Raw genomic sequence first — 24818 nt, 5'->3', positions numbered from 1 at the left:
GAGAAGAGCGATGTACAAGGTTTACGGCGATTACAAGTCCGGCAACTGCTACAAGGTCAAGCTGATCCTCAATCTGCTCGGCCTGCCGTACCAATGGGTACCGGTGGACATCCTCAAGGGCGAGACCCAGGACCCCGAGTTCCTGGAGATGAATCCCAACGGCAAGATTCCCGTGCTGGAACTGGAAGACGGCACCACCCTCTGGGAATCCAATGCCATCCTCAACTTCCTCGCCGAAGGCAGCGACCTGCTGCCTTCCGAGCCGCGCCTGCGCACCCAGGTGCTGCAGTGGCAGTTCTTCGAGCAGTACAGTCATGAGCCTTATGTGGCGGTGGCGCGCTTCATCCAGCTCTACCAAGGCATGCCGGACGACCGTCTGGAGGAGTACAAGGTCTGTCAGGCGCGCGGGCACAAGGCGCTGAAAGTGATGGAGAAGCAGCTGCAGCGCACGCCGTATCTGGTGGGTGAGCAGTTTTCCATCGCCGATATCGCCCTCTACGCCTACACCCACGTGGCCCATGAAGGCGGCTTCGACCTGTCCGGCTACCCGGCGATCCTCGCCTGGCTGGACCGCGTGGCCAGCCATCCGCGGCATGTGACCATGCTGGGGTGAGCGTGCCTAAGGGTGAAGGAGCCGGCGCAAGCCGGCTTTTTTATGGTTCTTCGCGGAGTCTGGGGGAAGAGCGCGTTGACAGTCAGGGAAGTGGGTAAATTGGCAGTCGCCAAACGAACCAACCCCCACTCCCTGCTGCCGCCGTGCATCCTATTGATCTTGCCCAGTTCTGGCCAGGCTACGAAGTCGTCGCCTGTCGCCCCTCTGCCGACAACACCCTGCTGATCGAACTCAAGCCTCGAGCCGACGCCATCCCCGAATGTGGGCGCTGCGGCCAAGCTTGTCCGCTGATCCATGAGTGCCGACTGCGTCGGGTACGCGATCGCGACTTGCTCGACCAGCGCGTTCTGCTCCAGGTGCCGGTGCGCCGCGTTGACTGCCTGCGCTGTGGGCGGGTGACCGAGCGGATCGCCTGGCTGGAGCCGGCGTCACGCCTGACGCGGCGCTTGCAGGCCTGGCTCGAGGCTTTGCTGCAACTGCTGCCGATCAGCCACGTCAGCCGCCTCACCGGCTTGCACTGGCACACGCTCAAGCAGCTCGATAAACGTCGCCTGGAAGCCGCCGTCGGCGCGTTCGATCCGGGCGAGGTGCGCCGGTTGGTGATGGACGAGTTCGCCCTGCACAAGGGCCATCGCTACGCCACGGTGATCATGGATGCCGAGCGGACACGGGTGCTGTGGGTGGGGCATGGCAACAGCCGTGAGGCGATTCGTCCGTTCTTCGAGCTGCTCGGCGAGCGCTGCCAACAGATCGAGGCGGTGGCGATGGACATGAACACCGCGTTCGACCTGGAGGTGCAGCGGCATTGCCCGCAGGCCGAAGTGGTGTACGACCTCTTCCATGTGGTGGCGCGCTACGGCCGCGAGGTGATCGACCGCATCCGGGTCGACCAGGCCAACCTGCTGCGCCAGGACAAACCGGCGCGCAAGGTGGTCAAGCAGAGCCGCTGGCTGTTGCTGCGCAACCGCGAGAGTCTGAAGGACGGGCAAGCCGTGCAGTTGCAGGAGCTACTCGACGCCAACCAGCCGCTGGCCACGGTCTACGTGCTCAAGGATGCCCTGAAGGAAGTCTGGTACGCCCCCACTGTGCGAGAGGGCTGGCGGCGCTGGCGAAGTTGGCTACGGCATGCTCGGGACAGCGGTCTGGCGCCGCTCCAACGCTTTGCCCGGAATCTGCGCAAATACGCCCGGGGCATCCTCGCCAGCGCCCGCTTCCCCCTGCACACCAGCGTCCTGGAAGGCGTGAACAACCGCATCAAGGTGATCAAACGGATGGCCTACGGCTTCCGGGACTCCCACTACTTCTTCCTGAAAATCAAGGCCGCCTTCCCCGGGAAAGCGCGATGAACCTTTTTTATCCGGATCGGGCTGTGTCCGGCTGCCCTCGGATGTTCCGGCGGCCATGAAAAAAGCCGGCAATTGCCGGCTTCTTTCGGTGCCCAGCGGGGATCAGTTATTGATCAGGCTGAGGAATTCGCTGCGGGTGGCGGCGTTCTCGCGGAACTCGCCGAGCATCACCGAAGTGACCATGGAGGAGTTCTGCTTCTCCACGCCGCGCATCATCATGCACATGTGCTGGGCCTCGATGACCACGGCCACGCCCAGGGCGCCGGTGACCTGTTGCACGGCTTCGGCGATCTCGCGGCTGAGGTTTTCCTGGATCTGCAGGCGGCGGGCGAACATGTCGACGATGCGTGCCACCTTGGACAGGCCCAGCACCTTGCCGTTGGGGATGTAGGCCACGTGAGCCTTGCCGATGAACGGCAGCAGGTGGTGTTCGCAGAGGGAATACAGCTCGATGTTCTTCACCAGCACCATTTCGCTGTTGTCGGAGCTGAACAGGGCGCCATTGGTGACTTCTTCCAGCGTCTGCTGGTAGCCGCGGCAGAGGTACTGCATCGCCTTGGCAGCGCGCTTCGGGGTGTCGAGCAGGCCTTCGCGGGAGACGTCCTCGCCGAGCTGGCCGAGGATCGCGGTGTAATGCTGTTCCAGGGACATGGAAATTCCTGTGAGGATTTACGCAAAGGCGCAGGGTAGGGCGCGAAGGGGCGGCTGGCAAGGGCGCCATGCGCCAGTACGATTCATTTTTCGGGTGTGGGCAGGCGATCGGCCCAATTCGCCGCCCACTCCGCCAGCGGCAGGCAGCGTCGCACCAACTCCGCGCCGTCGTCCGTCAGGCGGTAGCCGGCGTCGCCGTTTTCCACCAGCAGCGCCTGGCGCAGTTCGCCCAGGCGGGTGTTGAGCACCGAAGGGGAAAGCCCCTCGCAGCGTGCCTGCAGCTCACGGAAGGTCGTCGGTCCCTGGTTCAGTTCCCAGAGCACCCGTAGGCTCCAGCGTCGGCCGAGAAGGTCGAGCAGCGCCATGATCGGGCGTCCGCTGCTGGAGCCGCGGACGGGTTGGCCGGGGAGTGGAGTGGTCATGATCGTCTCCATTGCTTCGAATTTAGTAGCGTACGACGACTTCGGGTGCTACGTTTTCGATAGCGTATCAGCCCGACAGGAGTCTCACCATGAGCCAGACCCGCATCCAGCCTCTGGACGCCCCCTACGAAGCGGAAATCCAGGCGGCTTTCGACTGCGTCATGCCGCCCGGCGTGCCGCCGCTCAAGCTGTTTCGCTGCGTCGGCCGCAATTCCCGTGTATTGCAGCGGATGATGGCCGGCGGCCTGCTGGATCGCGGCAGCATCCGTCTGCGCGAACGGGAGCTACTGATCCTGCGCAGCACGGCCCGCTGCGGGGCTGAGTACGAATGGGGTGTGCATGTGGCGGCCTTCAATGCCCGCGCGGGTTTCAGCCCGGCGCAACTGGCCGATACCTGCCGTTTGGCGGTGGACGCGGCGCTATGGGAGGACTCGGAGCTGGCGCTGCTGGCTCTCGCCGATGCCCTGCATGAGCGAGCGGACATCGACGACGACCTGTGGCAGCGCCTGCGTGGGCATTTCAGCGAGGAACAGTTGGTGGAGTGTGTGATGCTGGCGGGGCTGTACCACGCCGTGTCCTTCCTGGCCAAGGGGCTGCGGGTGGAGCTGGAGGCGAATGCGCCGCGGTTCCCGGCCTGACTGCGAACAGACCGCCACGCCGCCCCGCGCTGTCACTCGTCGCGGCCTTCGAGCATGGTTCGGCGCAGCATCACGTATACCGCGCCGGTTCCGCCGTGTCTGGGTTGGCAGGAGGTAAAGCCCAGGACCTGCGGATGCTGGCGCAGCCAGGTGTTGACGTGGCTCTTGATCAGCGGGCGCTTGCCGTCCAGGCGTGCCGCCTTGCCATGGGTGACACGCACGCAGCGCACTTCGAAGCGGGTGGCTTCGGCGATGAAGTCCCAGAGGGTTTCACGGGCCTTTTCCACGGTCATGCCGTGCAGGTCGAGGCTGCCTTCGAAGCCGATCTGCCCCTGCTTGAGCTTGCGCATCTGGCTTTCCTGTACGCCGTCGCGAGCCCAGTACAGTTCGTCTTCGGCGCCCACATCGATGACGAACTGGTCGGAGAGACCGTCCACCTTGACGCCGGCCTGGGCCGCCGTGGCGTTCTGCCGGCGATTGGCGAGCTGTTTGACGTCGGTCTTCGGCTTACCGGTGTCCGCGCGATCGTTCTGGATGCGCTTCACGCCGCGCATCTGTTCGGCGAACAGGGTGCTTTCGTCAATGTGCTGGGTGTCGTCTTGCATACAGGCCTCCGCGAAGGGCGGCTAGTGTACCCAAATGTCCGATTCGCGGCTCAGTCGCGTTTCTTCATCAGGTGGGGCGACATGCTGAGGGCGTTGCGGCGCCGCGAGCGCCGCCGGCAAAGGCGCCAGGCGAGCACGCCGATCCACAGGAAGAGCAGGCCGAAAAGCAGTAGCACGATGGCCGCTCCGGTGCTGTCGTTGAGCGGACCGAGGGCCGGGGGGCGACCAAGGAGGGTGGCGGTGCCGGCCATCGCCAGCAGCACGCCGAAACCGGCAAAGAGCGCGGCCAGGGCGGCCGCGAAACGCCAGCGCCAGCTGCCTGGGCCCCTCGGGCGCAGACGGCGGGCATCGAAACCATCGGATAACTTCATCCGGACGTCCTCTTGCTTGATCGGGTTATGACCGGCGCCGGCTGGTGGTGGTTCCGGTCTGCCCCGTCGCGGATGTCGCGGGATGTGACGACGCTTTTCTGGATCAGAAAAGCGCCTTGGCCTGCGGCACTACGCTGGCGAAGTTGTCGGCGAGGGCGATCACCTCGACCCGGTGCATCTCCTCCGCGCTGATGACGCCGCCATCGACGGTCGGCAGGTCGCGGGTCGCGCAGGCGGCGCTCACCAGCGTGCAGCGATAACCATAGTCCTTCGCGGCGCGGACGGTGGTGCTGATGCTGGAGTGGGTCATGAAGCCGCAGACGATCAGGTCCAGATGACCGATGGCCTGCAGGCGGTCGTGCAGGTCGGTGCCGGCGAAGGCATTGGGCAGGCGTTTCTCGACGACGATCTCGCCGGGCAGGGGAGCGACTTCGGCCAGGTGCTCGCCGCGTTCGCCACGGGGATCGAAGATGCCGCCGGGAACGCCGAGGTGTTTCACGTGGACGATGGCAGTGCCCATGCTGCGGGCGGCGGCGAGGAGGCTGGCGATCTCGCCGAGGGCCTCGTCGAGGCCGGGCAGGGCGAGGACGCCGCTGCGGTATTCTTCCTGGGCATCGATGATCACCAGGGTGGCATTGTTCAGGCTGGCCGGCGGATGGCCGCGGCCACTGAGTTGGAACATGGATTTCGGGGCGGACATGCGAATCTCCAGGTGCGACATGGCCACTATTGTCCGCCCTGCGACGGAATAAGTGAACCATGGACCAAGGTCCAGTTGCCTGGCGCGACCCCGGCAACCGGCGGCCAAATGCGCCATGGCGGCGCTTGCGGGCGCCTCCTCGGCGCCGCCCGTCGGGCTGCCCCGGGGCGGCGGGGGTGGTAGAATCTGCGCCCCGATTTCTGAGGTAGCCGCCGTGTCCGAATCCCGCTTGCGTACCCTGCGTGACCACATCCGCTGGGCCGTCAGCCGTTTCCATGCTGAAAACCTGTTCTTCGGTCATGGCACCGACAACGCCTGGGATGAGGCCCGCCAACTGGTGCTCGGTGCCTTGCACCTGCCCTACGAAATTGCCGACAGCTACCTGGATTGCCGCCTGGAAGAGGACGAATGCGCCCAGCTGCGCGAGTTGTTGCGCCGGCGTATCGAGGAGCGCGTGCCAGTGGCCTACCTGCTGGGCGAGGCCTGGTTCTGCGGCATGCCCTTCGTGGTCGATGAACGGGTGCTGGTGCCGCGCTCACCCATCGCCGAACTGATCCAGCAGCACTTCGCCCCCTGGCTGCCGCAGGACCCGGCGCGAATCCTCGACCTCTGCACCGGTTCGGGCTGCATCGGTATTGCCTGCGCCCATGCGTTTCCGGAGGCGGAGGTGGTGCTCGGCGACCTCTCTTTCGATGCGCTCGAGGTGGCCAACCTGAACATCGAGCGCCATGGCCTGGACGATCGCGTCTACACCGTCCAGGGCGACGGCTTCGACGGCCTGCCGGGGCAGCGCTTCGACCTGATCCTGTCCAACCCGCCCTATGTGGACGCCGAAGACTTCTCCGACATGCCGGCCGAGTACCACCATGAGCCCGAAATGGGCCTGGCCTGCGGCGCCGATGGCCTGGACCTGGTGCGGCGGATGCTGGCCGAGGCGGCTGACCACCTGAGCGAGAAGGGCTTGCTGATCGTTGAAGTGGGTAACAGCCAGGTGCACGTCGAGGCGCTCTATCCGGAGGTGGATTTCCTCTGGCTGGATTTCGAGCACGGTGGCCATGGCGTGTTCCTGCTCAGCGCCAGGCAGTGCCGGGAGCATCAGGCGCTGTTTCGCTCGCGGCTGAACCCCTAGGCGTGGTCAGTGGGTGGTGATCCAGATCAGCAGGCCGGCCTGGAACACCGCGAACGCCACCAGGCAGGCGATGGTAAAGCGCAGGCCGCCGTCTTCGCGCTGGTAGATCGCGATGCGCTCTTCCAGCTTGCGAATCTCCACGGTTTGCCGCTGCAGGTTCTGGTCGGCCTGTTCCAACATCGCAGCGGCCTCCTGCAGGCCCACCGGCTGCACGTTCTCGCGGTGCCAGTCGCCGTGCAACTCGCTGACCCGACCGGCGCCGTAGCTGGCCTTCAATTGCAGGCTGTCCAGGTAGGTGACGTCGAACCCCTGCGCCTTGAGGACGTGGTCGCGCCGTAGGCGGGCCTCGCTATCCAGAGCGTCCTTGGCCGGCAGCGCGCCGCCCTCGACCCGGTAGTGCGCCCAGCGTTGTCTGGCCCAGGCGATGCCCTGCGCCAGCAGGAAACGCCCCAGGCCGCGGTTTTGTGGTTCCAACTGCAGGCCACCGTCCGGGCCGAAGCGCACTTCCTTGCTGAGATGGTTGGCCCAGACCTCCAGCAGGTTCTGTTCCTTGCGCAGTTTCTGCCCGGGCAGCCCGATGCTCAGGCGCAGCAGGCTCTGTTCCGGGCTGTGTCGTTCCACGCGGCCCAATTCGACGAAGCGCAGCGGCCGCGCGCCGGTGTGGCGATCGATGGGCAGGGGCGCGAGGCGCAGCAGTTCGAAGTGCTCGGGCGCCAGCTCGGCCCAGGGATGGGGTTGTGGCGGGGCGTCTTCTTCGGCGCTCGGCTGGTGTTCGGCTGGGCTTTCAGTCATCGGGATGTACCTGGCGGGGGCGATCGGCGACGGGGGTGTCAGTCCTGGTCCTGTGCGGAAAACCGCCTGGTCCGGCGGCTTTCGTGCGGAGCCTGAACCCTTATCGGCGGCGTTCGCCATTTCTGGAGTCCGGCAGCGCCTGGATGAAGGCCAGCAGGCGTTGGCCCAGTTCCCGGGCCAACGGCAGGTGCGGATCGCGGTAGGAAGCCAGTTGCTGTTCCATCTCCATCGGCACGATGCGCAGCATGTGGTTCATGCCCGGAATGATGTCGAGCCGGGCCTCGGGGCGGGCGGCCTTGAGCTGCTCGGCGTCGGCCACGCTGACCTGGATGTCGTGGCTGCCCTGGAGGATCAGCGCCGGTATCCGCAGCCGGCCGAAGGCCTGGGCCGGGTCGTGGCGGAACAGGGAAATCAGGTAGGGCTGCACGCTGGGGCGGAACAGCACCTCCAGTTCACGGGGCACCTCGGCCACCTGGCGGCCCTCGGCCAGGCTGGCGAGAATGGTTTCGCTGCGCGTCAGCAGGGGGGGCGGCAGACGGCTTTGCAGCTGGTCCCGCAGCAATTGGTCGATGGGGCGGGCGCTGCCGGCGATGCTGACCAGTGCGTCGGCTCCGGCGGCCTCGGCCGCCAGGCTGGCGATCAATGCGCCCTCGCTGTGGCCGATGAGGATGAGGCGGGAGAAGCGCGGATCCTGCTTCAGGCGCTGGCCCCAGGCGGCTGCATCGCGGGCGTAGAGGTCGATGCTGAGGTGGCGCTCGTCGGCGCCGGCCTCCTGGCTGGCGGCAATGCCGCGCTTGTCATAGCGCACGCTGGCGATGCCGTTCTGCGCCAGCACCTCGGCCAGCTTCTTCAAGCTGTCGTTGCGCCCGGCCATCGGGTTGTTGCCGTCCCGGTCGGTCGGGCCGGAACCGGCGATGATCAGCGCCACCGGAACGGCGTCTTCGACCTTGGGCAGCAGCAGGCTGCCGTGCAGCACCCCGCTGCCGGTGTCCAGTTCGATGGGGCGATGCAAGACGCTTTGTGGAGCGGCCTGGGCGAGGCCGGCGAGAAGGGGGATGAACAGCAGCAACAGTCGCAGCATGGGGGTGAAGTCCGTCCTGGATGGGAAGGCGCCCGCCGGCGCGAGGTTCGAGGGGTGAACTGACGGAAGGCCGCGGGTATACTGCTCGGCCTTCGAATCGGGGTCCATTTCTGCGGAGCACTGTGCATGTCCGGCAACACCTACGGCAAGCTGTTCACCGTCACCACCGCTGGCGAAAGCCATGGTCCGGCGCTGGTCGCCATAGTCGACGGCTGCCCGCCGGGGCTGGAATTGTCCCTCGAAGACCTGCAGCGTGACCTCGACCGCCGCAAGCCGGGTACCAGCCGCCACACCACCCAGCGCCAGGAAGCGGACGAAGTGGAAATCCTCTCCGGCGTGTTCGAAGGCAAGACCACCGGTTGCGCCATTGGTCTGCTGATCCGCAACACCGACCAGAAGTCCAAGGACTACTCGGCGATCAAGGACCTGTTCCGCCCGGCCCACGCCGACTACACCTACCACCACAAGTACGGCATCCGCGACTACCGTGGCGGTGGCCGCTCCTCGGCGCGGGAAACCGCCATGCGTGTGGCGGCCGGTGCCATCGCCAAGAAGTTCCTGGCCACCCAGGGCATCACCGTGCGCGGCTACATGAGCCAGCTCGGCCCCATTGAGATTCCGTTCAAGACCTGGGATTCGGTGGAGCAGAACGCCTTCTTCAGCCCCGACCCGGACAAGGTGCCGGAGCTGGAGGCCTACATGGACCAGCTGCGCCGTGACCAGGACTCGGTGGGCGCGAAGATCACCGTGGTCGCCGACGGCGTGCCGCCGGGGCTGGGCGAGCCGATCTTCGACCGTCTGGACGCCGAACTGGCCCATGCGCTGATGAGCATCAACGCCGTGAAGGGCGTGGAGATCGGCGCCGGTTTCGAGTGCGTGGCCCAGCGCGGGACCGAACATCGCGATGAGCTGACCCCGGAAGGCTTCCTCAGCAACAATGCCGGCGGCATCCTCGGCGGTATTTCGTCGGGCCAGCCGATCATCGCCAACCTTGCGCTCAAGCCGACTTCCAGCATCACCACCCCCGGTCGCTCCATCGATGTGAACGGCAACCCGGTGGATGTCGTCACCAAGGGCCGCCACGATCCCTGCGTCGGCATCCGCGCCACGCCGATCGCCGAAGCCATGATGGCCATCGTGTTGATGGATCACCTGCTGCGCCACCGCGCGCAGAATGCCGACGTGCGAGTGGACACCCCGGTGCTCGGCCAGCTGTGACCGGCGGCGCGAACGCGCTGCCCTATTGGCGGCTGTCCAGCTTCTACCTCTTCTATTTCTCCCTGCTGGGCGCCACGGCGCCCTTCCTTGGCCTCTACTTCGCGCACCTGGGCTTTTCCAGTGCGCGCATCGGCGAGCTGCTGGCCATCCCCATGCTGATGCGCTGCGTGGCGCCCAATCTCTGGGGCTGGCTGGGCGATCGCAGTGGCCGGCGCCTGGACATCGTGCGCTTCGGCGCCTTCTGCACCCTGGTGACCTTCTCGTTGATCTTCGTCAGCCAGCGCTATGCCTGGCTGGCCCTGATCATGGCCCTGCACGCCTTCTTCTGGCATGCCGTACTGCCGCAGTTCGAGGTGATCACCCTGGCCCACCTGCGGGAGCAGGCGGCGCGCTACAGCCAGGTGCGGCTCTGGGGTTCGATCGGCTTCATCCTCACGGTGATCGGCCTGGGCAAGCTGTTCGAGTTGTTCAGCCTGGACCTCTATCCCTGGGCGCTGGTGCTGATCATGGCCGGCATCGTCCTCAGCAGCTTCTGGGTACCCAACGCGACGCCCCAGGCGCGGCCGGAAGCGGCGGGGCAAGGTGGCTTCCTCGTCCAGTTGCGCCAGCCGGGCGTGCTCGCCTTCTATCTATGCGTGGGGCTGATGCAGCTGTCCCATGGGCCCTACTACAGCTTCCAGACCATCTACCTGGAATCCCTCGGCTATTCCCGCAGCCTGATCGGCCAGCTCTGGGCCCTGGGGGTGGTGGCCGAGGTGCTGTTGTTCCTGGTGATGGCGCGCATCCTGGTGCGCTACTCGGTACGGACGGTGCTGCTGGTCAGTTTCCTGATTGCCGCGCTGCGTTGGCTGTTGATCGGCAATTTCGCCGACCAGTTGCCCGTGCTGCTGTTCGCGCAACTGCTGCACGCCGCTACTTTCGGCAGCTTTCACGCGGCCGCCATCCATTTCGTGCAACGTCGGTTCGGACCGCGCCAGCAAGGCCAGGGCCAGGCGTTGTACGCCGCCCTGGCCGGTACTGGCGGCGCCCTCGGCGCACTCTACTCGGGCTACAGCTGGAGCGGCTTCGGGCCGGTCTGGACCTACGCCATCGCCAGTCTCGCGGCAGCCGCCGCAGCCGTTATCATTGCCACCCAATTGCAGGAGGAGCGGGCATGAATCGCCAACAACTCGCCCAGGAAATCATCGACGCCGGCCGTTTCCTGTACGGCCGCGGCTGGTCGCCGGCCACCAGCAGCAATTACTCGGTGCGGTTGTCCGCCAGCGAAGCGCTGCTCACCGTGTCCGGCAAGCACAAGGGGCAGCTGGAGCAGGACGACGTCCTGGCCACCGACCTCGACGGCAACAGCCTGGAACCGGGCAAGAAGCCCTCGGCCGAGACCCTGCTGCATACCCAGTTATACCGCTGGAAGCCGGAAATCGGCGCGGTGCTGCACACCCACTCGGTGAACGCCACCGTGCTTTCGCGCCTGACGCTGGCCGATTCCCTGGTGTTCGCCGACTACGAGCTGCAGAAAGCCTTCAGCGGTATCTCCACCCATGAGTCCCAGGTGCTGGTACCGATCTTCGACAACGATCAGGACATCGCCCGTCTGGCCGCCAAGGTGCAGCCCTGGCTGGACCAGCATCCCGATTGCGTGGGTTACCTGATCCGCGGCCATGGCCTCTATACTTGGGGGCCGCGCATGAGCGACGCCCTGCGCCAGATCGAAGCCTTCGAATTCCTCTTCGAGTGCGAGCTGAAGACGCTCTCGATCACCCAGCGTTGACGCTTTTCTCGCACGAAGATGCCTGACTGAAACCGGCGTCGCCCGACCCGCCAGAGAGCCGGAAGGCGGCCCGCAAGGAGTACCCAGATGAGCAGCCTGACCGTCTACCACGAATCCAGCCCGGATCTGCCGAACAAGGTCCTCACCCATCCGGACGATATCGCCTCCACCCTCGCCACCGTCGGCGTGCGCTTCGAGCGCTGGGAGGCTTCGGCTGCCATCGCGCCGGGCGCGAGCCAGGACGAGGTGATTGCCGCCTACCGGCCGCAGATCGACCGGCTGATGCAGGAGCAGGGCTACGTTACCGTCGACGTGGTCAGCCTGAACAGTAATCACCCGCAGAAGGCCGAACTGCGCGCCAAGTTCCTCGACGAGCACCGCCATGGCGAGGATGAAGTGCGTTTCTTCGTCGCCGGACGCGGCCTGTTCACCTTGCATATCGACGATTACGTGTATGCCGTGCTCTGCGAGAAGAACGACCTGATCTCGGTGCCGGCCGGCACCCGCCACTGGTTCGATATGGGCGAACACCCGCACTTCGTTGCCATTCGTCTGTTCAACAACCCGGAAGGCTGGGTCGCCAACTTCACCGGCGACGAAATCGCCAAGCGCTTCCCGCAACTGGAAGACTGATTTCCCGAAATTGCCTGGACCTGATTCACCTGGAGTTCGCCCATGCCTATCAAGGCCATCCTCACCGATATCGAAGGCACCACCAGCGCGGTGAGCTTCGTTTTCGACGTGCTTTTTCCCTTTGCCGCCCGCCACCTGCCGGAGTTCGTCCTGGCCCACGCCGACCAGCCGGAGGTGGCGCGGCAGCTCGAGGCCGTACGGGCGGAGAGCGGTGAAGCAGGGGCCAGCGTCGAGCGGGTGGTGGAGATTCTCCTCGGCTGGATCGCCGAAGACCGCAAGGCGACGCCGCTCAAGGCCCTGCAGGGCATGGTCTGGGAGCAGGGCTACAACGCCGGCCAGCTCAAGGGCCACGTCTATCCGGACGCGGTGGAGGCGCTGCGCCGCTGGAAGGAGGAGGGCTACGACCTCTATGTCTATTCCTCCGGTTCCATCCAGGCGCAGAAGCTGATCTTCGGCTGCTCCGAGGCCGGCGACCTGACGCCCTTGTTCTCCGGCTACTTCGATACCACCTCCGGGCCGAAGCGCGAGGCGGCGTCCTACCGGCGCATTGCCGATGCCATCGGCCTGTCGGGCGAGCAGATCCTTTTCCTGTCCGACGTGGTCGAGGAGCTGGATGCCGCCCGCGAGGCCGGCCTGCAGACGGTCGGCCTGGCCCGCGAAGGCGGACTGCTGGCGGGGCATGAGACGGTGGCCAGTTTTGCGGTGATCGATCTGGCGCGCATCTGAGGCCGCCCGGAGTCGGCTGACGGAGCGCGAGGAAGCCCGCTGCCGGCCGATCTATCCTTGGGGAACTGCATCCACTCGGGAGCGTCCCCATGGGTCCCTGTCTCTGCGCCGTCGTGGCTCGGCCATGACCCGGCTTGTCGTCCTGATGCTGTTCGCGCTGCTGGCCATGCCGGCGGTGGCGGACCAGAAATCCGCCTGGCAAGCCCTGCGCGAAGGCAAGGCCTTCCTCCTGCTGCGGCACACCACGGCCCCTGGTACCGGTGATCCGGAGGGTTTCCGCCTGGGTGACTGCAGCACCCAGCGCAATCTCAGCGAGCAGGGGCGCCAGGAAGCGAAGCGCTGGGGCAGGCTGCTGGTGGGGCGCGAGGTGGAGCAGCCGCGCCTCTACAGCAGCAACTGGTGCCGCGCCCAGGACACCGCCCTGGAAATGGGGCTGGGGGCGGTGGAAACGCTCCCCGCGCTGGACTCCTTTTTCAGCGATCCCGACAGCCAGGCAGCGCAGACGTTGGAGCTGCGCAAGGCCATCGACAAGGTGCCCAAGGACCGGCCGGTGGTCATGGTCAGCCACCAGGTGAACATCAAGGCGTTGACCGGGTTTGCGCCGAAGAGCGGCGAAGGGATGATCATCGAACTGCCCCTGGCGGACCCGCCCAAGGTGCTGGCGCGAATTCGCCAGCCCTGATGCCTCGGTCAGATCAGCAAGAGCTGGTCCTGCGCCGGTTGCAGGTTCACGCCTTCCAGCTTGAGCAGCAGCGCCTTGCGCGGCAGGCCCCCGGCGTAGCCCGTGAGGCTGCCGTCGCGACCGATCACCCGGTGGCAGGGAATGATGATGGAAATGGGGTTTGCGCCGTTGGCCGTGCCCACGGCGCGTACCGACCTGGGTCTGCCGATACGCTCGGCCAGCGCGCCGTAGCTGGTGGTGTGGCCGTAGGGTATTGCCTGCAGTGCCTTCCAGACCTCCTGTTGAAACGCGGTACCGCGCGGCGCCAGGCGCAGGTCGAAGCGTTTCAGGCGGCCTTCGAAGTAGCGGTCCAGTTGTCGACAGGCCTCGTCCAGCTGGCGTGCCGCGGGTTGCCAGTCGGCCTGCGGGTGCCAGCGCGCGGCGTTGTCCATGTACAGAAGCTGCAGGCCGGCGTCGTCGCCGGCCAGCAACAGCGGTCCGGTGGGGCTTTCGTGGTAGCGGAAGTACATCAGTGCTCCTCGGCGTAGCTCTGCCAGAGATAGACGGCCGCGTAGGCCCGCCAGGGACGCCATTGTTCGGCGCGCTCGGCCAGTTCCTTTGCGCTGATGCCGCCTGGGCCCCAGAGCGGCGACTTGAGCAGGCCCAGGTCGGCGGTGGGAAAGGCATCCGGTTGTCCGAATGCGCGCAGGGCGATGTATTCGGCGGTCCAGCGGCCGATGCCGGGGAGGGCGCAAAGGTGTTCGATCAGGGTTTCGACGCCGTCGGCCAGGCTCAGTTCCAGGCTGCCGTCGGCCACCGCCCCGGCGAAGCGGCGCAGGGTGTCGACCCGTTTGCCGGGCATGCCGATGCCGGGCAGCGGATCATCGGCGATGGCCCGGGGCGTGGGGAACAGGCGCTGCGGGCCGTCCGCCTCGGCATCCGCCAGTGGTACCCCGAGGCGCTCCACCAGTCGCCCGGCGATGGTCACTGCCGCCTTCACCGTGACCTGCTGGCCGATGATGGTACGCACGCCCTGTTCGAAGGGATCGAACGCCACTGGCAGGCGCAGGCCCGGGTAGCGGTCCAGCAGTCCGTGCAGCAGCGGGTCGCGGCCCAGGTGGCGCGCGATGGCGGCGGGGTTGCTGTCCAGATCGAACATCCGCCGGATGCGCGGCGCCAGTTGCGGCGCCAGGTCGCGGGCCGAGGGGCTGAGCTCCAGTTCCAGCGCGCCGGGCAGCGGGCGCAGGCGGAACCAGCCACTGCGTCCGTCCAGGCGGAAGCTGCGACAGTAGCTGTCGGCCGTCAGTTGCTCGACGCCGGGCAGGCGCCGCAGGGCGAAATGTTGCTGGAACTGCGTCCAGCTCCAGGGCTCGAAATAGTCAAGGCGCATGGGCTCGGTGGGCTCGCGAGAATCGGCAAGGAGTGGGTGAGGGCGCATGGAGCGACGATATCCTCCTGGCGCCGCGTCGTCTCTGCAAAACTGACTTTCAAATTCTCCCGCGCGGTTCGACCTGACATCGAAGCCATCGTAGAATGCGCGCCTTTTCAAGGGGCGGAGGCACCGACCGCTCCAACAGCCAGCAGGGGAGATAGCCCATGAGTGATTACCTGGAAACGCTCTACGACGGTTACGGCCAGCGGTTCCGCATGGACAAGCTGCTTCATGAGGTGCGGACTGAGCACCAGCACCTGGTGATCTTCGAGAATGCGCGCATGGGCCGCGTGATGGCGCTGGACGGTGTGATCCAGACCACCGAGGCGGACGAATTCATCTACCACGAGATGCTCACCCATGTACCGATCCTCGCCCATGGCGCGGTGAAGAGCGTGTTGATCATCGGCGGCGGCGACGGCGGCATGCTGCGCGAAGTGTGCAAACACCGCGGCATCGAACGCATCACCATGGTCGAGATCGACGGCACGGTGGTGGACATGTGCAAGGAGTTCCTGCCCAACCACTCCAAGGGCGCCTATGACGACCCGCGCCTGAACCTGGTGATCGACGACGGCATGCGCTTCGTCGCCACCACCGAGGAGACGTTCGACGTCATCATCTCCGACTCCACCGACCCCATCGGTCCGGGCGAGGTGCTGTTTTCCGAGAACTTCTACCAGGCCTGTCGCCGCTGCCTGAACGATGGCGGCGTGCTGGTGACCCAGAACGGCACCCCTTTCATGCAACTCGGCGAAGTGCAGACTACCGCCAGCCGCATGACCGGCCTGTTCGCCGACTGGCATTTCTATCAGGCGGCGGTGCCCACCTATATCGGCGGTGCGATGACGTTCGCCTGGGGCACCACCGACCCCGCGCTGCGCAAGCTCCCTGTGGACATCCTGCGCCAGCGCTACGCCGGCAGCGGTATCGTCACCCGCTATTACAATCCGGAGATCCACGTCGGCGCCTTCGCCCTGCCGCAGTACGTGCTGCATGCGGTGAACAAGCCGAGCAACGACTGAGTTGCCTGGATAAATGAAGGAAGGGGCCGTGAGGCCCCTTTTTCTATCAGGGGAGCGGAAGTCCTCGTAGGGTGGGCTTCGCTGCGCTCGGCACCCACCTGCGAGCGCGGTGAGGTTGCGGAAAAGAGAAAGCCCGGCGCTGGGCCGGGCTTTCTCATGGAGCGGAGGATCAGATCTCCGTTGGCCGCACATGGCCGAAGAGTTCCTGGGACACCCGCACGCGTTCTTCCGGGGTTTCCTGGATGCCCTTGGCCTTCAGTTCCGCGAGACGGGCCTCGACGGCGTGGGCGCGGTGGGTCAGGCCGCAGTCGTTGGCGATCTGGATGTTCAGGCCGGGACGGGCGTTGAGTTCGAGGATCAGCGGCCCCTTGTCCTGGTCCAGCACCATGTCGACGCCGATGTAGCCCAGGCCGCACAGCTCGTAGCAGCCGGCCGCCAGCTTCATGAAGCCGTCCCAGTTGGGCAACTGCACGCCGTCCACCGCGTTGGTGGTGTCCGGGTGCTTAGCGATCTTGTTGTTCAGCCAGGTGCCGCGCAGGGTCACGCCGGTGGCCAGGTCCACACCGACGCCGATGGCGCCCTGGTGGAGGTTGGCCTTGCCGCTGGACTGGCGGGTCGGCAGGCGCAGCATGGCCATCACTGGGTAGCCCATCAGCACGATGATGCGGATGTCCGGCACGCCTTCGTAGCTGATGCTCTTGAAGATCTGGTCCGGCGTCACCCGGTACTCGATCAGCGCACGGTCACGATGCCCGCCGAGGGAGTAGAGGCCGGTGAGGATCGAGGAAATCTGATGCTCGATTTCCTCGTGGCTGATGATCTTGCCGGAGACGGTCTTGTAGCGGCCTTCGAAACGGTCGGCGATCACCAGGATGCCGTCACCGCCAGCGCCCTGCGCCGGCTTGATCACGAAGTCGTTGCGCTCGCCGATGATCTCGTCGAGCTTCTCGATTTCCTTCTCGGTGGAGATGATCCCGTACATCTCGGGTACGTGGATTCCCGCCTCGATGGCTCGCTGCTTGGTGATGATCTTGTCGTCGACGATCGGGTACAGGTGCCGCTTGTTGTACTTCAGCACGTAGTCCGCGTTGCGCCGGTTGATGCCCATGATGCCGCGGGCGTTAAGGGCTTTCCACGTCTTGATCAGGCCGAACATGGCTCAGTCCTTCAGGAAGGCTTTGAAGCGGAAGAGTTCGGTCAGGCGGTAGCCGCGGTAGCGACCCATCGCCAGCATGAAGCCCACCAGGATCATCAGCACGGCCGGGAAGGTGAAGACGAAGTAGATCAGCTCCGGAACGCTCATCAGGATGTGCGCCAGGGACGCGGCGATGATGGTGCCGACACCGACCTTGAAGGCGTGGTTGCCGCCGCGCTCTTCCCAGGTGATGGACAGGCGTTCGATGGTCATGGTCAGGATCACCATCGGGAACAGCGCCACCGACAGGCCGCGCTCAAGGCCGAGCTTGTGGCTGAAGAGGCTGATCACCGCGATCAGCACCACGACGAAGGTGAGCACCACCGACAACCTGGGCAGCATCTGCAGCTTGAGGTGCTCCAGGTAGGAGCGCAGCGACAGGCCGAGCGCCGTGATGATGGTGAACAGCACAATGCCGAAGCCGACCTGGGTTTCGCGGAAGGCGAGGGCGATCAGCACCGGGGTGAAGGTGCCCAGGGTCTGGATGCCGATCAGGTTGCGCAGGACCAGGATCACCAGCACGCCGATCGGGATCATGATCATGATCTGGTAGGTCTGCTGGGTCTGCAGCGGCAGGCCGTAGAGCGAGTATTCGAGGAAATCGGCGTCGGTGTTCTCGTCGGTCAGCTTGGCCAGGCGGATGGCGTTCATCTCGCTGTTGTTCATGCTGAAGGTCACCTGGGGCTTCTTGCCGCCGTCGACGGTGACCAGGTTGTCGTCACCGGTCCACCAGATCAGGCGGTCGTTGGGCAGGCCCTGCTCGCCGGACTCGGGGTTGAAGTACAGCCAGTTCTCACCGTTGAAGCTGCGCAACCACAGCTCGGGGCTCTGCGCCTGCTCGCTCACCAGGCGGATGGTGTGCACGCGTTCCATCGGCACGTGGGCGATGGACAGCAGCAGCTCGATGACCTTGGCCTTGTTCGGGGTGCTCGGGTCGCCGGCCAGCAACAGCTTGACGTTGTCGTCGTTGAGGTTGTTGACCCGCTTGATGGTTTCGCTGATGAAGGTCTCGACGTCGGCCGAGTGCTGGCGGATGGGCGCCAGCAGGGCTTCGGCGGCGATCTTCTCGGGCCCTTCCACCGGGATGCTGTCGCGGAAGATCGGGCCCTTGTCCTTGGCCTTCTCGCCGCTGTAGCGCTTGGTCAGCACCAGGCGGTAATAGAGGGTCTGGTTGCCGCTCGCGCGGCGGGCGGACCAGGTCACCTTGCGGTTGCCATCGACGCGATTGATGCTCACCCCGTAGTTGTTGGAGATGAAGCTCTCGTTGAGGCTGACGTAGTTCCGGCTCAGCGGCGGAACATACATCTGGACCTTGATCGGGTCGCGCGGACTCGCCTGGAACTCGACCTTGGCGTCGATGTTCCAGAGGTCATCGGTTTCATCCTCGGTGATCGGGATGCCCTGGATGAATATCTGGTAGGCCGTTATCAGAATGCCCAGGCTCACCAGCAGGGTGATCAGGACTTTCAGATGCAGGGTAAGAGAGCGCATGTGGGTTACTCGTCAGAGTTTGCGTCGGTGGCGCAATCGGGCTTGCCGGCTGCGTATTTAAGGCTCGGGTCGATCTGGGCATCGAAACGCTTGAGCGCCTCGGAGCCGATCAGAAGCGGGTATTGGAAAGCACTGCGGTCGGTGAGGTTCACTTCGATCTGCCGCAGGGCCTGGCCCATGCACACCTCCAGCTCGATGACCGGGCGGGCGGTGTAGGTCTTGCCTTCGTCGGGGTCGTAGTCCCCGGCGCGGCGCTTGATCTTGCTGATGCGCGCCAGAGGGCGCTCGATCGGGTGTTCGTGGGTGTCGTCGATGGCCAGGTAGAAGCGTACCCAGGTTTCGCCGTCCTTCTTGAAACGCTTGATGTCGCGGGCGCTGAGGGAGGCCGTCTTGGCGCCGGTGTCGAGCTTGGCGGCGACCTCCAGGTCGAGATTCTTCAGCCGGGCATACTCGTTGAGGCCGTAGACGGTCTTCTCGGTGGCGAGGCTCAAGCCGGGGAGGGCGAGCAGGCAGGCTAAGGGGGCGAAGGGCTTGAGTGTCATAAGTCCTTTGAGCGTAACGCGGTCATCGGTCCAGGAGCCCGGCCCACGGCCATCTTGGCTGAGGCGCCTGGTCTGGGAGTCTAGCAGGCAAGTCGCTGGCGCCCAGACTGGCGCTGGCGGCGCGCATTCTAGCACGCGGATTTTCCGCCGCGACAGGCGCTTATGGCGCCAAAGGCTGGAGCGTGATGCCGTGCCAAATTTTTTGTCATTAGGCCGATTGTCGACAATATGTCGAATGGCGTTTGACAGGCCGCCTTTATTGGCAGTAGTTTTGCGCCATCAAACAATAATGTGTCGACAATCATGCTGGACGCCCCTGAAGCCCCCGTTACTGAACAGCTGGACTCGGAAACCCTGGCCGAGACCGTCTTCCGGCGCATCCAGACGGCGATCGTGCGAGGCGAGATCGCGCCGGGCAGCAAGATCTCCGAGCCCGAGCTGGCGCGCACCTACGGCATTAGCCGTGGTCCCCTGCGCGAAGCGATCCACCGCCTGGAAGGGCAGCGTCTGCTGGTGCGCGTGCCCCATGTCGGTGCGCGGGTGGTGTCCCTCAGTCATGCCGAGCTGATCGAGCTCTACGAGATTCGCGAATCCCTCGAAGGCATGGCCTGTCGTCTGGCCGCCGAGCGCATGAGCCAGACCGAGATCGACGAATTGCGCCGGGTGCTGGATACCCACGAACGCGACGAGGCTTTCCAGGCCGGCCGTGGCTATTACCAGCAGGAAGGCGACTTCGACTTCCACTACCGGATCATCCAGGGCAGCGGTAACCAGACCCTGACCAAGATGCTCTGCGGTGAGCTTTACCAACTGGTGCGCATGTACCGCCTGCAGTTCTCCAGCGTGCCGAACCGGCCGCGGCAGGCCTTCAACGAACACCACCGGATTCTCGATGCCATCGCCGACCGTGACGGCGAACTGGCCGAGTTGCTGATGCGCCGTCACATCGGCGCCTCCAAGCGCAATATCGAGCGCCACTACCAGGAAGCGCTCGTCAACCCGTCCAAAACACGAGGTGAGTCATGAGTCAGAAAACCGCCGGCCAGCGTTTCCGCGACGCCATCGCCGAGGAACGTCCGCTGCAGGTCATCGGTGCCATCAACGCCAACCATGCGCTGCTGGCCAAGCGCGCCGGCTTCAAGGCCATCTACCTGTCCGGTGGCGGCGTGGCCGCAGGCTCCCTGGGCCTGCCGGACCTGGGCATCAACACCCTGGACGACGTGCTCACCGACGTACGCCGCATCACCGACGTCTGCGACCTGCCGCTGCTGGTGGACATCGACACCGGCTTCGGCCCCAGCGCCTTCAACATCGAGCGCACCGTGAAGAACCTGATCAAGGCCGGTGCCGCCGCTGCCCATATCGAGGACCAGGTCGGCGCCAAGCGCTGCGGTCATCGTCCGGGCAAGGAAATCGTCTCCACCGAGGAGATGGCCGACCGCGTCAAGGCTGCCGCCGATGCCAAGACCGACCCGAACTTCTTCCTGATCGCCCGTACCGACGCCATCCAGGCCGAGGGCGTGGACGCCGCCATCGAGCGCTGCCAGCGCTACGTGGAGGCCGGTGCCGATGCCATCTTCGCCGAAGCGGCCTACGACCTGCCGACCTACAAGCGCTTCGTCGACGCGCTGAACGTGCCGATCCTGGCCAACATCACCGAGTTCGGCGCCACCCCGCTGTTCTCCCGCGATGAGCTGGCTTCGGTCGGCGTGGCCATCCAGCTCTACCCGCTGTCCGCCTTCCGCGCCGCCAACAAGGCCGCCGAAGCCGTGTACACCGCCATTCGCCGCGACGGCCATCAGAAAGAAGTGGTCGACCTGATGCAGACTCGCGCCGAACTCTACGACCGTATCGGCTACCACGCGTTCGAGCAGAAGCTCGACGCCCTGTTCGCCGCCAAGAAATGACCGGACGCGGGTCGCTCCCCCGAGGGGCGACCCGCGGAAAAACAAGACGCCAAGCAACCGGATAGAAATGAGGAGATTCACGCGATGAGCGCTACCGAAAACACCACCGCCTTCAAACCCAAGAAGTCCGTGGCCCTCTCGGGCACCGCCGCCGGCAACACCGCCCTGTGCACCGTTGGTCGCAGTGGCAACGACCTGCACTACCGTGGCTACGACATCCTCGATGTCGCCACCACCTGCGAGTTCGAGGAAATCGCACACCTGCTGGTGCACGGCAAGTTGCCGACCGTCGCCGAACTGGCTGGCTACAAGGCCAAGCTGAAAGCCCTGCGCGGCCTGCCGGCCGGGGTCAAGTCTGCCCTGGAGCAACTGCCGCCCTCCGCCCACCCGATGGACGTGATGCGCACCGCGGTTTCCGTACTGGGCTGCCTGTCCCCGGAGAAGGACGACCACAACCACCCGGGCGCCCGCGACATCGCCGACAAGCTGATGGCCTGCCTGGGCTCCGCGCTGCTCTACTGGTACCACTTCAGCCACAACGGCAAGCGCATCGACGTGGAAACCGATGACGATTCCATCGGCGGCCACTTCCTGCACCTGCTGCACGGCGAGAAACCCCGCGACTCCTGGGTCCGCGCCATGCACACCTCGCTGATCCTCTACGCGGAGCACGAGTTCAACGCGTCCACCTTCACCTCCCGCGTGATCGCCGGCACCGGTTCCGACATGTTCTCCTGCATCACCGGCGCCATCGGCGCGCTGCGTGGTCCGAAGCACGGCGGCGCCAACGAGGTGGCCTTCGAGATCCAGAAGCGCTACGACAACCCGGACGAAGCGGAAGCGGACATCCGCGCCCGCGTCGAGAAGAAGGAAGTGGTGATCGGCTTCGGCCACCCGGTCTACACCGTGTCCGATCCGCGCAACAAGGTGATTAAGGAAGTCGCCCGCGAGCTGTCCGCCGAGCAGAACAACACCAAGATGTTCGACATTGCCGAGCGTCTGGAGTCGACCATGTGGGAAATCAAGAAGATGTTCCCCAACCTCGACTGGTTCAGCGCCGTCAGCTACCACATGATGGGCGTGCCCACCGCCATGTTCACCCCGCTGTTCGTCATCGCCCGTACCTCCGGCTGGTCTTCCCACGTCATCGAACAGCGCATCGACGGCAAGATCATCCGCCCGAGCGCCAACTACGTCGGCCCGGAAGACCTCAAGTTCGTGCCGCTCAAGGACCGCAAGTGATGAACAGCCAATACCGCAAGCCTCTGGCCGGTACCCGGCTGGACTACTTCGACACCCGCGAGGCGGTGGATGCCATCGCCCCCGGCGCCTACGCCACGCTGCCCTACACCTCCCGCGTGCTGGCCGAGCAGCTGGTGCGCCGCTGCGATCCGGCCATGCTGACCGATTCGCTCAAGCAGCTGATCGAGCGCAAGCGTGACCTGGACTTTCCCTGGTACCCGGCCCGCGTGGTCTGCCACGACATCCTGGGCCAGACTGCGCTGGTGGACCTGGCCGGCCTGCGCGACGCCATCGCCGAGCAAGGCGGTGACCCGTCCAAGGTCAACCCGGTGGTGCCGACCCAGCTGATCGTCGACCATTCCCTGGCCGTGGAGTTCGGCGGCTTCGACCCGGACGCCTTCGAGAAGAACCGTGCGGTCGAGGAGCGTCGCAACGAGGACCGCTTCCACTTCATCGAGTGGACCAAGACCGCCTTCAAGAACGTCGACGTGATCCCGGCCGGCAACGGCATCATGCACCAGATCAACCTGGAGAAAATGAGCCCGGTGATCCAGGCGCGCGAGGGCGTCGCCTTCCCCGACACCTGTGTCGGCACCGACAGCCACACTCCGCACGTGGACGCCCTGGGCGTGATCGCCATCGGCGTCGGCGGCCTTGAGGCGGAAACCGTGATGCTCGGTCGCGCCTCGATGATGCGCCTGCCCGACATCGTCGGCGTCAAGCTGGCCGGCAAGCGCCAGCCCGGTATCACCGCCACCGATATCGTCCTGGCCCTCACCGAGTTCCTGCGCAAGGAGAGGGTGGTGGGTGCTTACGTCGAGTTCTTCGGCGAGGGTGCCGACAGCCTGTCCATCGGCGACCGCGCCACCATCTCCAACATGTGCCCGGAATACGGCGCCACTGCGGCGATGTTCTACATCGACCAGCAGACGATCGATTACCTCAAGCTGACCGGTCGCGAGCCGGAACAGGTGGAGCTGGTCGAGAACTACGCCAAGACCACCGGCCTGTGGGGCGACGCGCTGGTCACCGCCGAGTACGAGCGGGTGCTGCAGTTCGACCTGTCGACGGTCGTGCGCAACATGGCCGGGCCGTCGAACCCCCATCGCCGCCTGCCGACCTCCGCGCTGGCCGAGCGCGGTATCGCCGACGAGGCCAAGCTGGAGGCCGGCAAGGCCGAAGAGGCCGATGGCCTGATGCCGGATGGCGCGGTGATCATTGCCGCGATCACCAGCTGCACCAACACGTCCAACCCGCGCAACGTCGTGGCTGCCGGCCTGCTGGCGAAGAAGGCCAACCAGTTGGGGCTGCTGCGCAAGCCCTGGGTGAAGACTTCCTTCGCGCCTGGCTCGAAGGTCGCCAAGCTGTACCTGGAAGAGGCGGGCCTGTTGCCGGAGCTGGAGAAGCTCGGCTTCGGCATCGTCGCCTACGCGTGCACCACCTGTAACGGCATGTCCGGCGCGCTGGACCCGAAGATCCAGCAGGAAATCATCGACCGCGACCTGTACGCCACGGCCGTGCTCTCCGGCAACCGCAACTTCGACGGCCGTATCCATCCCTATGCCAAGCAGGCCTTCCTCGCCTCGCCGCCGCTGGTGGTGGCCTACGCCATCGCCGGTACCGTGCGCTTCGACATCGAGCAGGACGTGCTGGGCCATGACCTGGCGGGCAAGCCCGTTACCCTGAAGGACCTGTGGCCGAGCGACGAGGAGATCGACGCCATCGTCGCCGCCTCGGTGAAGCCCGAGCAGTTCAAACAGATCTACATCCCGATGTTCGACCTCGGTGCGGTGAAGGAAGCCGAGAGCCCGCTGTACGACTGGCGTCCGATGAGCACCTACATCCGCCGTCCGCCGTACTGGGAAGGGGCCCTGGCCGGTGAGCGCACGCTCAAGGGCATGCGTCCGCTGGCGGTGCTGCCGGACAACATCACCACCGACCACCTGTCGCCGTCCAACGCCATCCTGGCGAGCTCGGCGGCCGGCGAGTACCTGGCGAAGATGGGCCTGCCAGAGGAGGACTTCAACTCCTACGCCACCCACCGTGGCGATCACCTGACCGCGCAGCGCGCCACCTTCGCCAACCCGCAGCTGGTGAACGAGATGGCCGTGGTCGACGGCGAGGTGAAGAAGGGTTCCCTGGCCCGCGTCGAGCCGGAAGGCAAGGTGATGCGCATGTGGGAAGCCATCGAGACCTACATGGAGCGCAAGCAGCCGCTGATCATCATCGCCGGCGCCGACTACGGCCAGGGTTCGTCCCGCGACTGGGCGGCCAAGGGCGTGCGCCTGGCGGGTGTCGAGGCCATCGTCGCCGAAGGCTTCGAGCGCATCCACCGCACCAACCTGATCGGCATGGGCGTGCTGCCGCTGGAGTTCAAGCCGGGCACCACCCGCAAGACCCTCGGCATCGACGGCACCGAAACCTTCGACGTGATCGGCGAGCGCAAACCGCGCACCGACCTGACCCTGGTGATCCGCCGTACCAATGGCGAATCCCTCAAGGTGCCGGTGACCTGCCGCCTGGATACCGCCGAAGAGGTGTCGATCTACGAGGCCGGTGGCGTGCTGCAGCGCTTCGCCCAGGACTTCCTCGAGTCCTCGTCGCAGCAGGCCGTTGGCTGAAGCATGCGA

The 24818-nt window shown here is 65.5% G+C and carries 27 protein-coding genes; 15 read left to right on the top strand and 12 right to left on the bottom strand.

Annotation, left to right across the window (positions count from 1 at the left end; genetic code table 11):
• The first annotated feature begins 10 nt into the window (after positions 1-10).
• Together PJW05_RS17560 and PJW05_RS17555 are read left to right on the top strand one after the other, a co-directional pair.
• Positions 11-613, top strand: coding sequence for a glutathione S-transferase family protein (locus PJW05_RS17560; RefSeq protein ID WP_271408252.1), 603 nt, complete (start codon positions 11-13; stop codon positions 611-613).
• A 143-nt stretch (positions 614-756) separates the two neighbouring features.
• Positions 757-1959 carry an ISL3 family transposase gene (locus PJW05_RS17555; RefSeq protein WP_271408251.1) on the top strand — a complete coding sequence of 401 codons (1203 nt, stop codon included), beginning with the start codon at positions 757-759 and terminating at the stop codon, positions 1957-1959.
• 102 nt (positions 1960-2061) lie between these two features.
• Here the strand turns inward: PJW05_RS17555 and folE are convergent, their stop codons facing one another.
• Together folE and PJW05_RS17545 are read right to left on the bottom strand one after the other, a co-directional pair.
• Positions 2062-2610 (bottom strand): GTP cyclohydrolase I FolE, encoded by a 549-nt coding sequence (gene folE, locus PJW05_RS17550; RefSeq protein WP_028627819.1) that lies wholly within the window; start codon positions 2608-2610, stop codon positions 2062-2064.
• Positions 2611-2693: 83 nt separating this feature from the next.
• A complete protein-coding gene (locus PJW05_RS17545) occupies positions 2694-3032 on the bottom strand; it encodes a winged helix-turn-helix transcriptional regulator (protein ID WP_271408250.1) in 339 nt (112 codons plus the stop codon).
• Positions 3033-3121: 89 nt separating this feature from the next.
• On the opposite strand from PJW05_RS17545, the gene PJW05_RS17540 reads away from it, so the two are divergent.
• Positions 3122-3670: a carboxymuconolactone decarboxylase family protein gene (locus PJW05_RS17540; protein ID WP_271408249.1), complete on the top strand. Its 549-nt coding sequence runs from the start codon at positions 3122-3124 to the stop codon at positions 3668-3670.
• Between the two features lie 32 nt (positions 3671-3702).
• Here PJW05_RS17540 and PJW05_RS17535 read toward each other — a convergent pair whose 3' ends face one another.
• The 3 genes from PJW05_RS17535 to PJW05_RS17525 form a co-directional block, all read right to left on the bottom strand.
• Entirely contained in the window at positions 3703-4275 is a 573-nt protein-coding gene (locus PJW05_RS17535) for a Smr/MutS family protein (RefSeq protein WP_271408248.1), read from the bottom strand.
• A 50-nt stretch (positions 4276-4325) separates the two neighbouring features.
• A complete protein-coding gene (locus tag PJW05_RS17530) occupies positions 4326-4646 on the bottom strand; it encodes a hypothetical protein (protein WP_271408247.1) in 321 nt (106 codons plus the stop codon).
• Between the two features lie 103 nt (positions 4647-4749).
• Positions 4750-5346, bottom strand: a complete 597-nt coding sequence (locus PJW05_RS17525; protein ID WP_271408246.1) for a cysteine hydrolase family protein — start codon at positions 5344-5346, stop codon at positions 4750-4752.
• 214 nt (positions 5347-5560) lie between these two features.
• Between PJW05_RS17525 and prmB the strand changes: the two genes are divergently transcribed.
• Entirely contained in the window at positions 5561-6475 is a 915-nt protein-coding gene (gene prmB / locus PJW05_RS17520) for a 50S ribosomal protein L3 N(5)-glutamine methyltransferase (RefSeq protein ID WP_271408245.1), read from the top strand.
• 6 nt (positions 6476-6481) lie between these two features.
• Here prmB and PJW05_RS17515 read toward each other — a convergent pair whose 3' ends face one another.
• Together PJW05_RS17515 and PJW05_RS17510 are read right to left on the bottom strand one after the other, a co-directional pair.
• Positions 6482-7267 (bottom strand): hypothetical protein, encoded by a 786-nt coding sequence (locus PJW05_RS17515; RefSeq protein ID WP_271408244.1) that lies wholly within the window; start codon positions 7265-7267, stop codon positions 6482-6484.
• Positions 7268-7367: 100 nt separating this feature from the next.
• Positions 7368-8348: an alpha/beta hydrolase gene (locus PJW05_RS17510; protein WP_271408243.1), complete on the bottom strand. Its 981-nt coding sequence runs from the start codon at positions 8346-8348 to the stop codon at positions 7368-7370.
• Between the two features lie 126 nt (positions 8349-8474).
• Between PJW05_RS17510 and aroC the strand changes: the two genes are divergently transcribed.
• The 6 genes from aroC to PJW05_RS17480 all read left to right on the top strand — a co-directional run bounded on the left by aroC (position 8475) and on the right by PJW05_RS17480 (position 13375).
• The gene (gene aroC / locus PJW05_RS17505; RefSeq protein WP_271408242.1) at positions 8475-9566 is read left to right on the top strand and encodes a chorismate synthase; all 1092 of its coding nucleotides are present in this window, start codon (positions 8475-8477) and stop codon (positions 9564-9566) included.
• Entirely contained in the window at positions 9563-10723 is a 1161-nt protein-coding gene (locus PJW05_RS17500; protein ID WP_271408241.1) for an MFS transporter, read from the top strand. The genes aroC and PJW05_RS17500 overlap by 4 nt, the downstream gene beginning before the upstream one ends.
• Positions 10720-11334 (top strand): methylthioribulose 1-phosphate dehydratase, encoded by a 615-nt coding sequence (locus tag PJW05_RS17495; protein ID WP_271408240.1) that lies wholly within the window; start codon positions 10720-10722, stop codon positions 11332-11334. Before PJW05_RS17500 ends, PJW05_RS17495 begins: the two co-directional genes overlap by 4 nt.
• Before the next feature lie 87 nt (positions 11335-11421).
• Complete coding sequence (locus PJW05_RS17490) at positions 11422-11967, top strand: 1,2-dihydroxy-3-keto-5-methylthiopentene dioxygenase (protein WP_271408239.1); 546 nt, start codon at positions 11422-11424, stop codon at positions 11965-11967.
• A gap of 42 nt (positions 11968-12009) precedes the next feature.
• Positions 12010-12693 carry an acireductone synthase gene (gene mtnC, locus PJW05_RS17485; protein ID WP_271408238.1) on the top strand — a complete coding sequence of 228 codons (684 nt, stop codon included), beginning with the start codon at positions 12010-12012 and terminating at the stop codon, positions 12691-12693.
• 124 nt (positions 12694-12817) lie between these two features.
• The gene (locus PJW05_RS17480) at positions 12818-13375 is read left to right on the top strand and encodes a histidine phosphatase family protein (RefSeq protein ID WP_271408237.1); all 558 of its coding nucleotides are present in this window, start codon (positions 12818-12820) and stop codon (positions 13373-13375) included.
• 8 nt (positions 13376-13383) lie between these two features.
• Here the strand turns inward: PJW05_RS17480 and PJW05_RS17475 are convergent, their stop codons facing one another.
• Positions 13384-13884 carry a methylated-DNA--[protein]-cysteine S-methyltransferase gene (locus PJW05_RS17475; protein ID WP_271408236.1) on the bottom strand — a complete coding sequence of 167 codons (501 nt, stop codon included), beginning with the start codon at positions 13882-13884 and terminating at the stop codon, positions 13384-13386.
• Positions 13884-14744 (bottom strand): DNA-3-methyladenine glycosylase family protein, encoded by an 861-nt coding sequence (locus PJW05_RS17470; protein WP_271408235.1) that lies wholly within the window; start codon positions 14742-14744, stop codon positions 13884-13886. The genes PJW05_RS17475 and PJW05_RS17470 overlap by 1 nt, the downstream gene beginning before the upstream one ends.
• Positions 14745-14950: 206 nt before the next feature.
• Between PJW05_RS17470 and speE the strand changes: the two genes are divergently transcribed.
• A complete protein-coding gene (gene speE / locus PJW05_RS17465) occupies positions 14951-15811 on the top strand; it encodes a polyamine aminopropyltransferase (protein WP_271408234.1) in 861 nt (286 codons plus the stop codon).
• 169 nt (positions 15812-15980) lie between these two features.
• On the opposite strand, the gene PJW05_RS17460 is transcribed toward speE, so the two are convergent.
• The 3 genes from PJW05_RS17460 to rloA are packed head-to-tail and all read right to left on the bottom strand — an operon-like array spanning position 15981 to position 19039.
• Positions 15981-16967, bottom strand: a complete 987-nt coding sequence (locus PJW05_RS17460; protein WP_271408233.1) for an alpha-L-glutamate ligase-like protein — start codon at positions 16965-16967, stop codon at positions 15981-15983.
• A 3-nt stretch (positions 16968-16970) separates the two neighbouring features.
• Positions 16971-18497, bottom strand: coding sequence for an osmotic stress tolerance membrane protein RloB (gene rloB / locus PJW05_RS17455; RefSeq protein WP_271408232.1), 1527 nt, complete (start codon positions 18495-18497; stop codon positions 16971-16973).
• Between the two features lie 5 nt (positions 18498-18502).
• Positions 18503-19039: a retropepsin-like aspartic peptidase RloA gene (gene rloA, locus PJW05_RS17450; protein ID WP_271408231.1), complete on the bottom strand. Its 537-nt coding sequence runs from the start codon at positions 19037-19039 to the stop codon at positions 18503-18505.
• Positions 19040-19342: 303 nt separating this feature from the next.
• Between rloA and PJW05_RS17445 the strand changes: the two genes are divergently transcribed.
• The 4 genes from PJW05_RS17445 (at position 19343) to acnD (ending at position 24809) form a co-directional block, all read left to right on the top strand.
• Positions 19343-20065, top strand: coding sequence for a GntR family transcriptional regulator (locus PJW05_RS17445; RefSeq protein ID WP_271408230.1), 723 nt, complete (start codon positions 19343-19345; stop codon positions 20063-20065).
• Positions 20062-20946 (top strand): methylisocitrate lyase, encoded by an 885-nt coding sequence (prpB, locus tag PJW05_RS17440; protein WP_271408229.1) that lies wholly within the window; start codon positions 20062-20064, stop codon positions 20944-20946. The genes PJW05_RS17445 and prpB overlap by 4 nt, the downstream gene beginning before the upstream one ends.
• 84 nt (positions 20947-21030) lie before the next feature.
• Positions 21031-22188, top strand: a complete 1158-nt coding sequence (gene prpC / locus PJW05_RS17435) for a bifunctional 2-methylcitrate synthase/citrate synthase (RefSeq protein ID WP_271408228.1) — start codon at positions 21031-21033, stop codon at positions 22186-22188.
• Positions 22188-24809, top strand: coding sequence for a Fe/S-dependent 2-methylisocitrate dehydratase AcnD (gene acnD / locus PJW05_RS17430; RefSeq protein WP_271408227.1), 2622 nt, complete (start codon positions 22188-22190; stop codon positions 24807-24809). Before prpC ends, acnD begins: the two co-directional genes overlap by 1 nt.
• Positions 24810-24818 lie beyond the last annotated feature (9 nt).

The organism is Pseudomonas sp. Q1-7, assembly GCF_028010285.1.
Lineage (GTDB): Bacteria > Pseudomonadota > Gammaproteobacteria > Pseudomonadales > Pseudomonadaceae > Metapseudomonas.
Note: the sequence above shows the minus strand (reverse complement) of the source record. Positions and strands in the feature narration are given on the sequence as shown.

What these genes read in the sequence shown, in the direction of transcription:
- PJW05_RS17515 (WP_271408244.1), bottom strand. Translation starts at nt 7,267, where the DNA reads ATGACTGAAAGCCCAGCCGAACACCAGCCGAGCGCCGAAGAAGACGCC.
- PJW05_RS17525 (WP_271408246.1), bottom strand. Translation starts at nt 5,346, where the DNA reads ATGTCCGCCCCGAAATCCATGTTCCAACTCAGTGGCCGCGGCCATCCG.
- PJW05_RS17495 (WP_271408240.1), top strand. Translation starts at nt 10,720, where the DNA reads ATGAATCGCCAACAACTCGCCCAGGAAATCATCGACGCCGGCCGTTTC.
- PJW05_RS17530 (WP_271408247.1), bottom strand. Translation starts at nt 4,646, where the DNA reads ATGAAGTTATCCGATGGTTTCGATGCCCGCCGTCTGCGCCCGAGGGGC.
- speE (WP_271408234.1), top strand. Translation starts at nt 14,951, where the DNA reads ATGAGTGATTACCTGGAAACGCTCTACGACGGTTACGGCCAGCGGTTC.
- prpC (WP_271408228.1), top strand. Translation starts at nt 21,031, where the DNA reads ATGAGCGCTACCGAAAACACCACCGCCTTCAAACCCAAGAAGTCCGTG.
- PJW05_RS17560 (WP_271408252.1), top strand. Translation starts at nt 11, where the DNA reads ATGTACAAGGTTTACGGCGATTACAAGTCCGGCAACTGCTACAAGGTC.
- PJW05_RS17540 (WP_271408249.1), top strand. Translation starts at nt 3,122, where the DNA reads ATGAGCCAGACCCGCATCCAGCCTCTGGACGCCCCCTACGAAGCGGAA.
- rloA (WP_271408231.1), bottom strand. Translation starts at nt 19,039, where the DNA reads ATGACACTCAAGCCCTTCGCCCCCTTAGCCTGCCTGCTCGCCCTCCCC.
- aroC (WP_271408242.1), top strand. Translation starts at nt 8,475, where the DNA reads ATGTCCGGCAACACCTACGGCAAGCTGTTCACCGTCACCACCGCTGGC.
- rloB (WP_271408232.1), bottom strand. Translation starts at nt 18,497, where the DNA reads ATGCGCTCTCTTACCCTGCATCTGAAAGTCCTGATCACCCTGCTGGTG.
- PJW05_RS17490 (WP_271408239.1), top strand. Translation starts at nt 11,422, where the DNA reads ATGAGCAGCCTGACCGTCTACCACGAATCCAGCCCGGATCTGCCGAAC.
- acnD (WP_271408227.1), top strand. Translation starts at nt 22,188, where the DNA reads ATGAACAGCCAATACCGCAAGCCTCTGGCCGGTACCCGGCTGGACTAC.
- PJW05_RS17535 (WP_271408248.1), bottom strand. Translation starts at nt 4,275, where the DNA reads ATGCAAGACGACACCCAGCACATTGACGAAAGCACCCTGTTCGCCGAA.
- mtnC (WP_271408238.1), top strand. Translation starts at nt 12,010, where the DNA reads ATGCCTATCAAGGCCATCCTCACCGATATCGAAGGCACCACCAGCGCG.
- PJW05_RS17460 (WP_271408233.1), bottom strand. Translation starts at nt 16,967, where the DNA reads ATGTTCGGCCTGATCAAGACGTGGAAAGCCCTTAACGCCCGCGGCATC.
- PJW05_RS17470 (WP_271408235.1), bottom strand. Translation starts at nt 14,744, where the DNA reads ATGCGCCTTGACTATTTCGAGCCCTGGAGCTGGACGCAGTTCCAGCAA.
- folE (WP_028627819.1), bottom strand. Translation starts at nt 2,610, where the DNA reads ATGTCCCTGGAACAGCATTACACCGCGATCCTCGGCCAGCTCGGCGAG.
- prpB (WP_271408229.1), top strand. Translation starts at nt 20,062, where the DNA reads ATGAGTCAGAAAACCGCCGGCCAGCGTTTCCGCGACGCCATCGCCGAG.
- PJW05_RS17480 (WP_271408237.1), top strand. Translation starts at nt 12,818, where the DNA reads ATGACCCGGCTTGTCGTCCTGATGCTGTTCGCGCTGCTGGCCATGCCG.
- PJW05_RS17475 (WP_271408236.1), bottom strand. Translation starts at nt 13,884, where the DNA reads ATGTACTTCCGCTACCACGAAAGCCCCACCGGACCGCTGTTGCTGGCC.
- PJW05_RS17445 (WP_271408230.1), top strand. Translation starts at nt 19,343, where the DNA reads ATGCTGGACGCCCCTGAAGCCCCCGTTACTGAACAGCTGGACTCGGAA.
- PJW05_RS17510 (WP_271408243.1), bottom strand. Translation starts at nt 8,348, where the DNA reads ATGCTGCGACTGTTGCTGCTGTTCATCCCCCTTCTCGCCGGCCTCGCC.
- PJW05_RS17545 (WP_271408250.1), bottom strand. Translation starts at nt 3,032, where the DNA reads ATGACCACTCCACTCCCCGGCCAACCCGTCCGCGGCTCCAGCAGCGGA.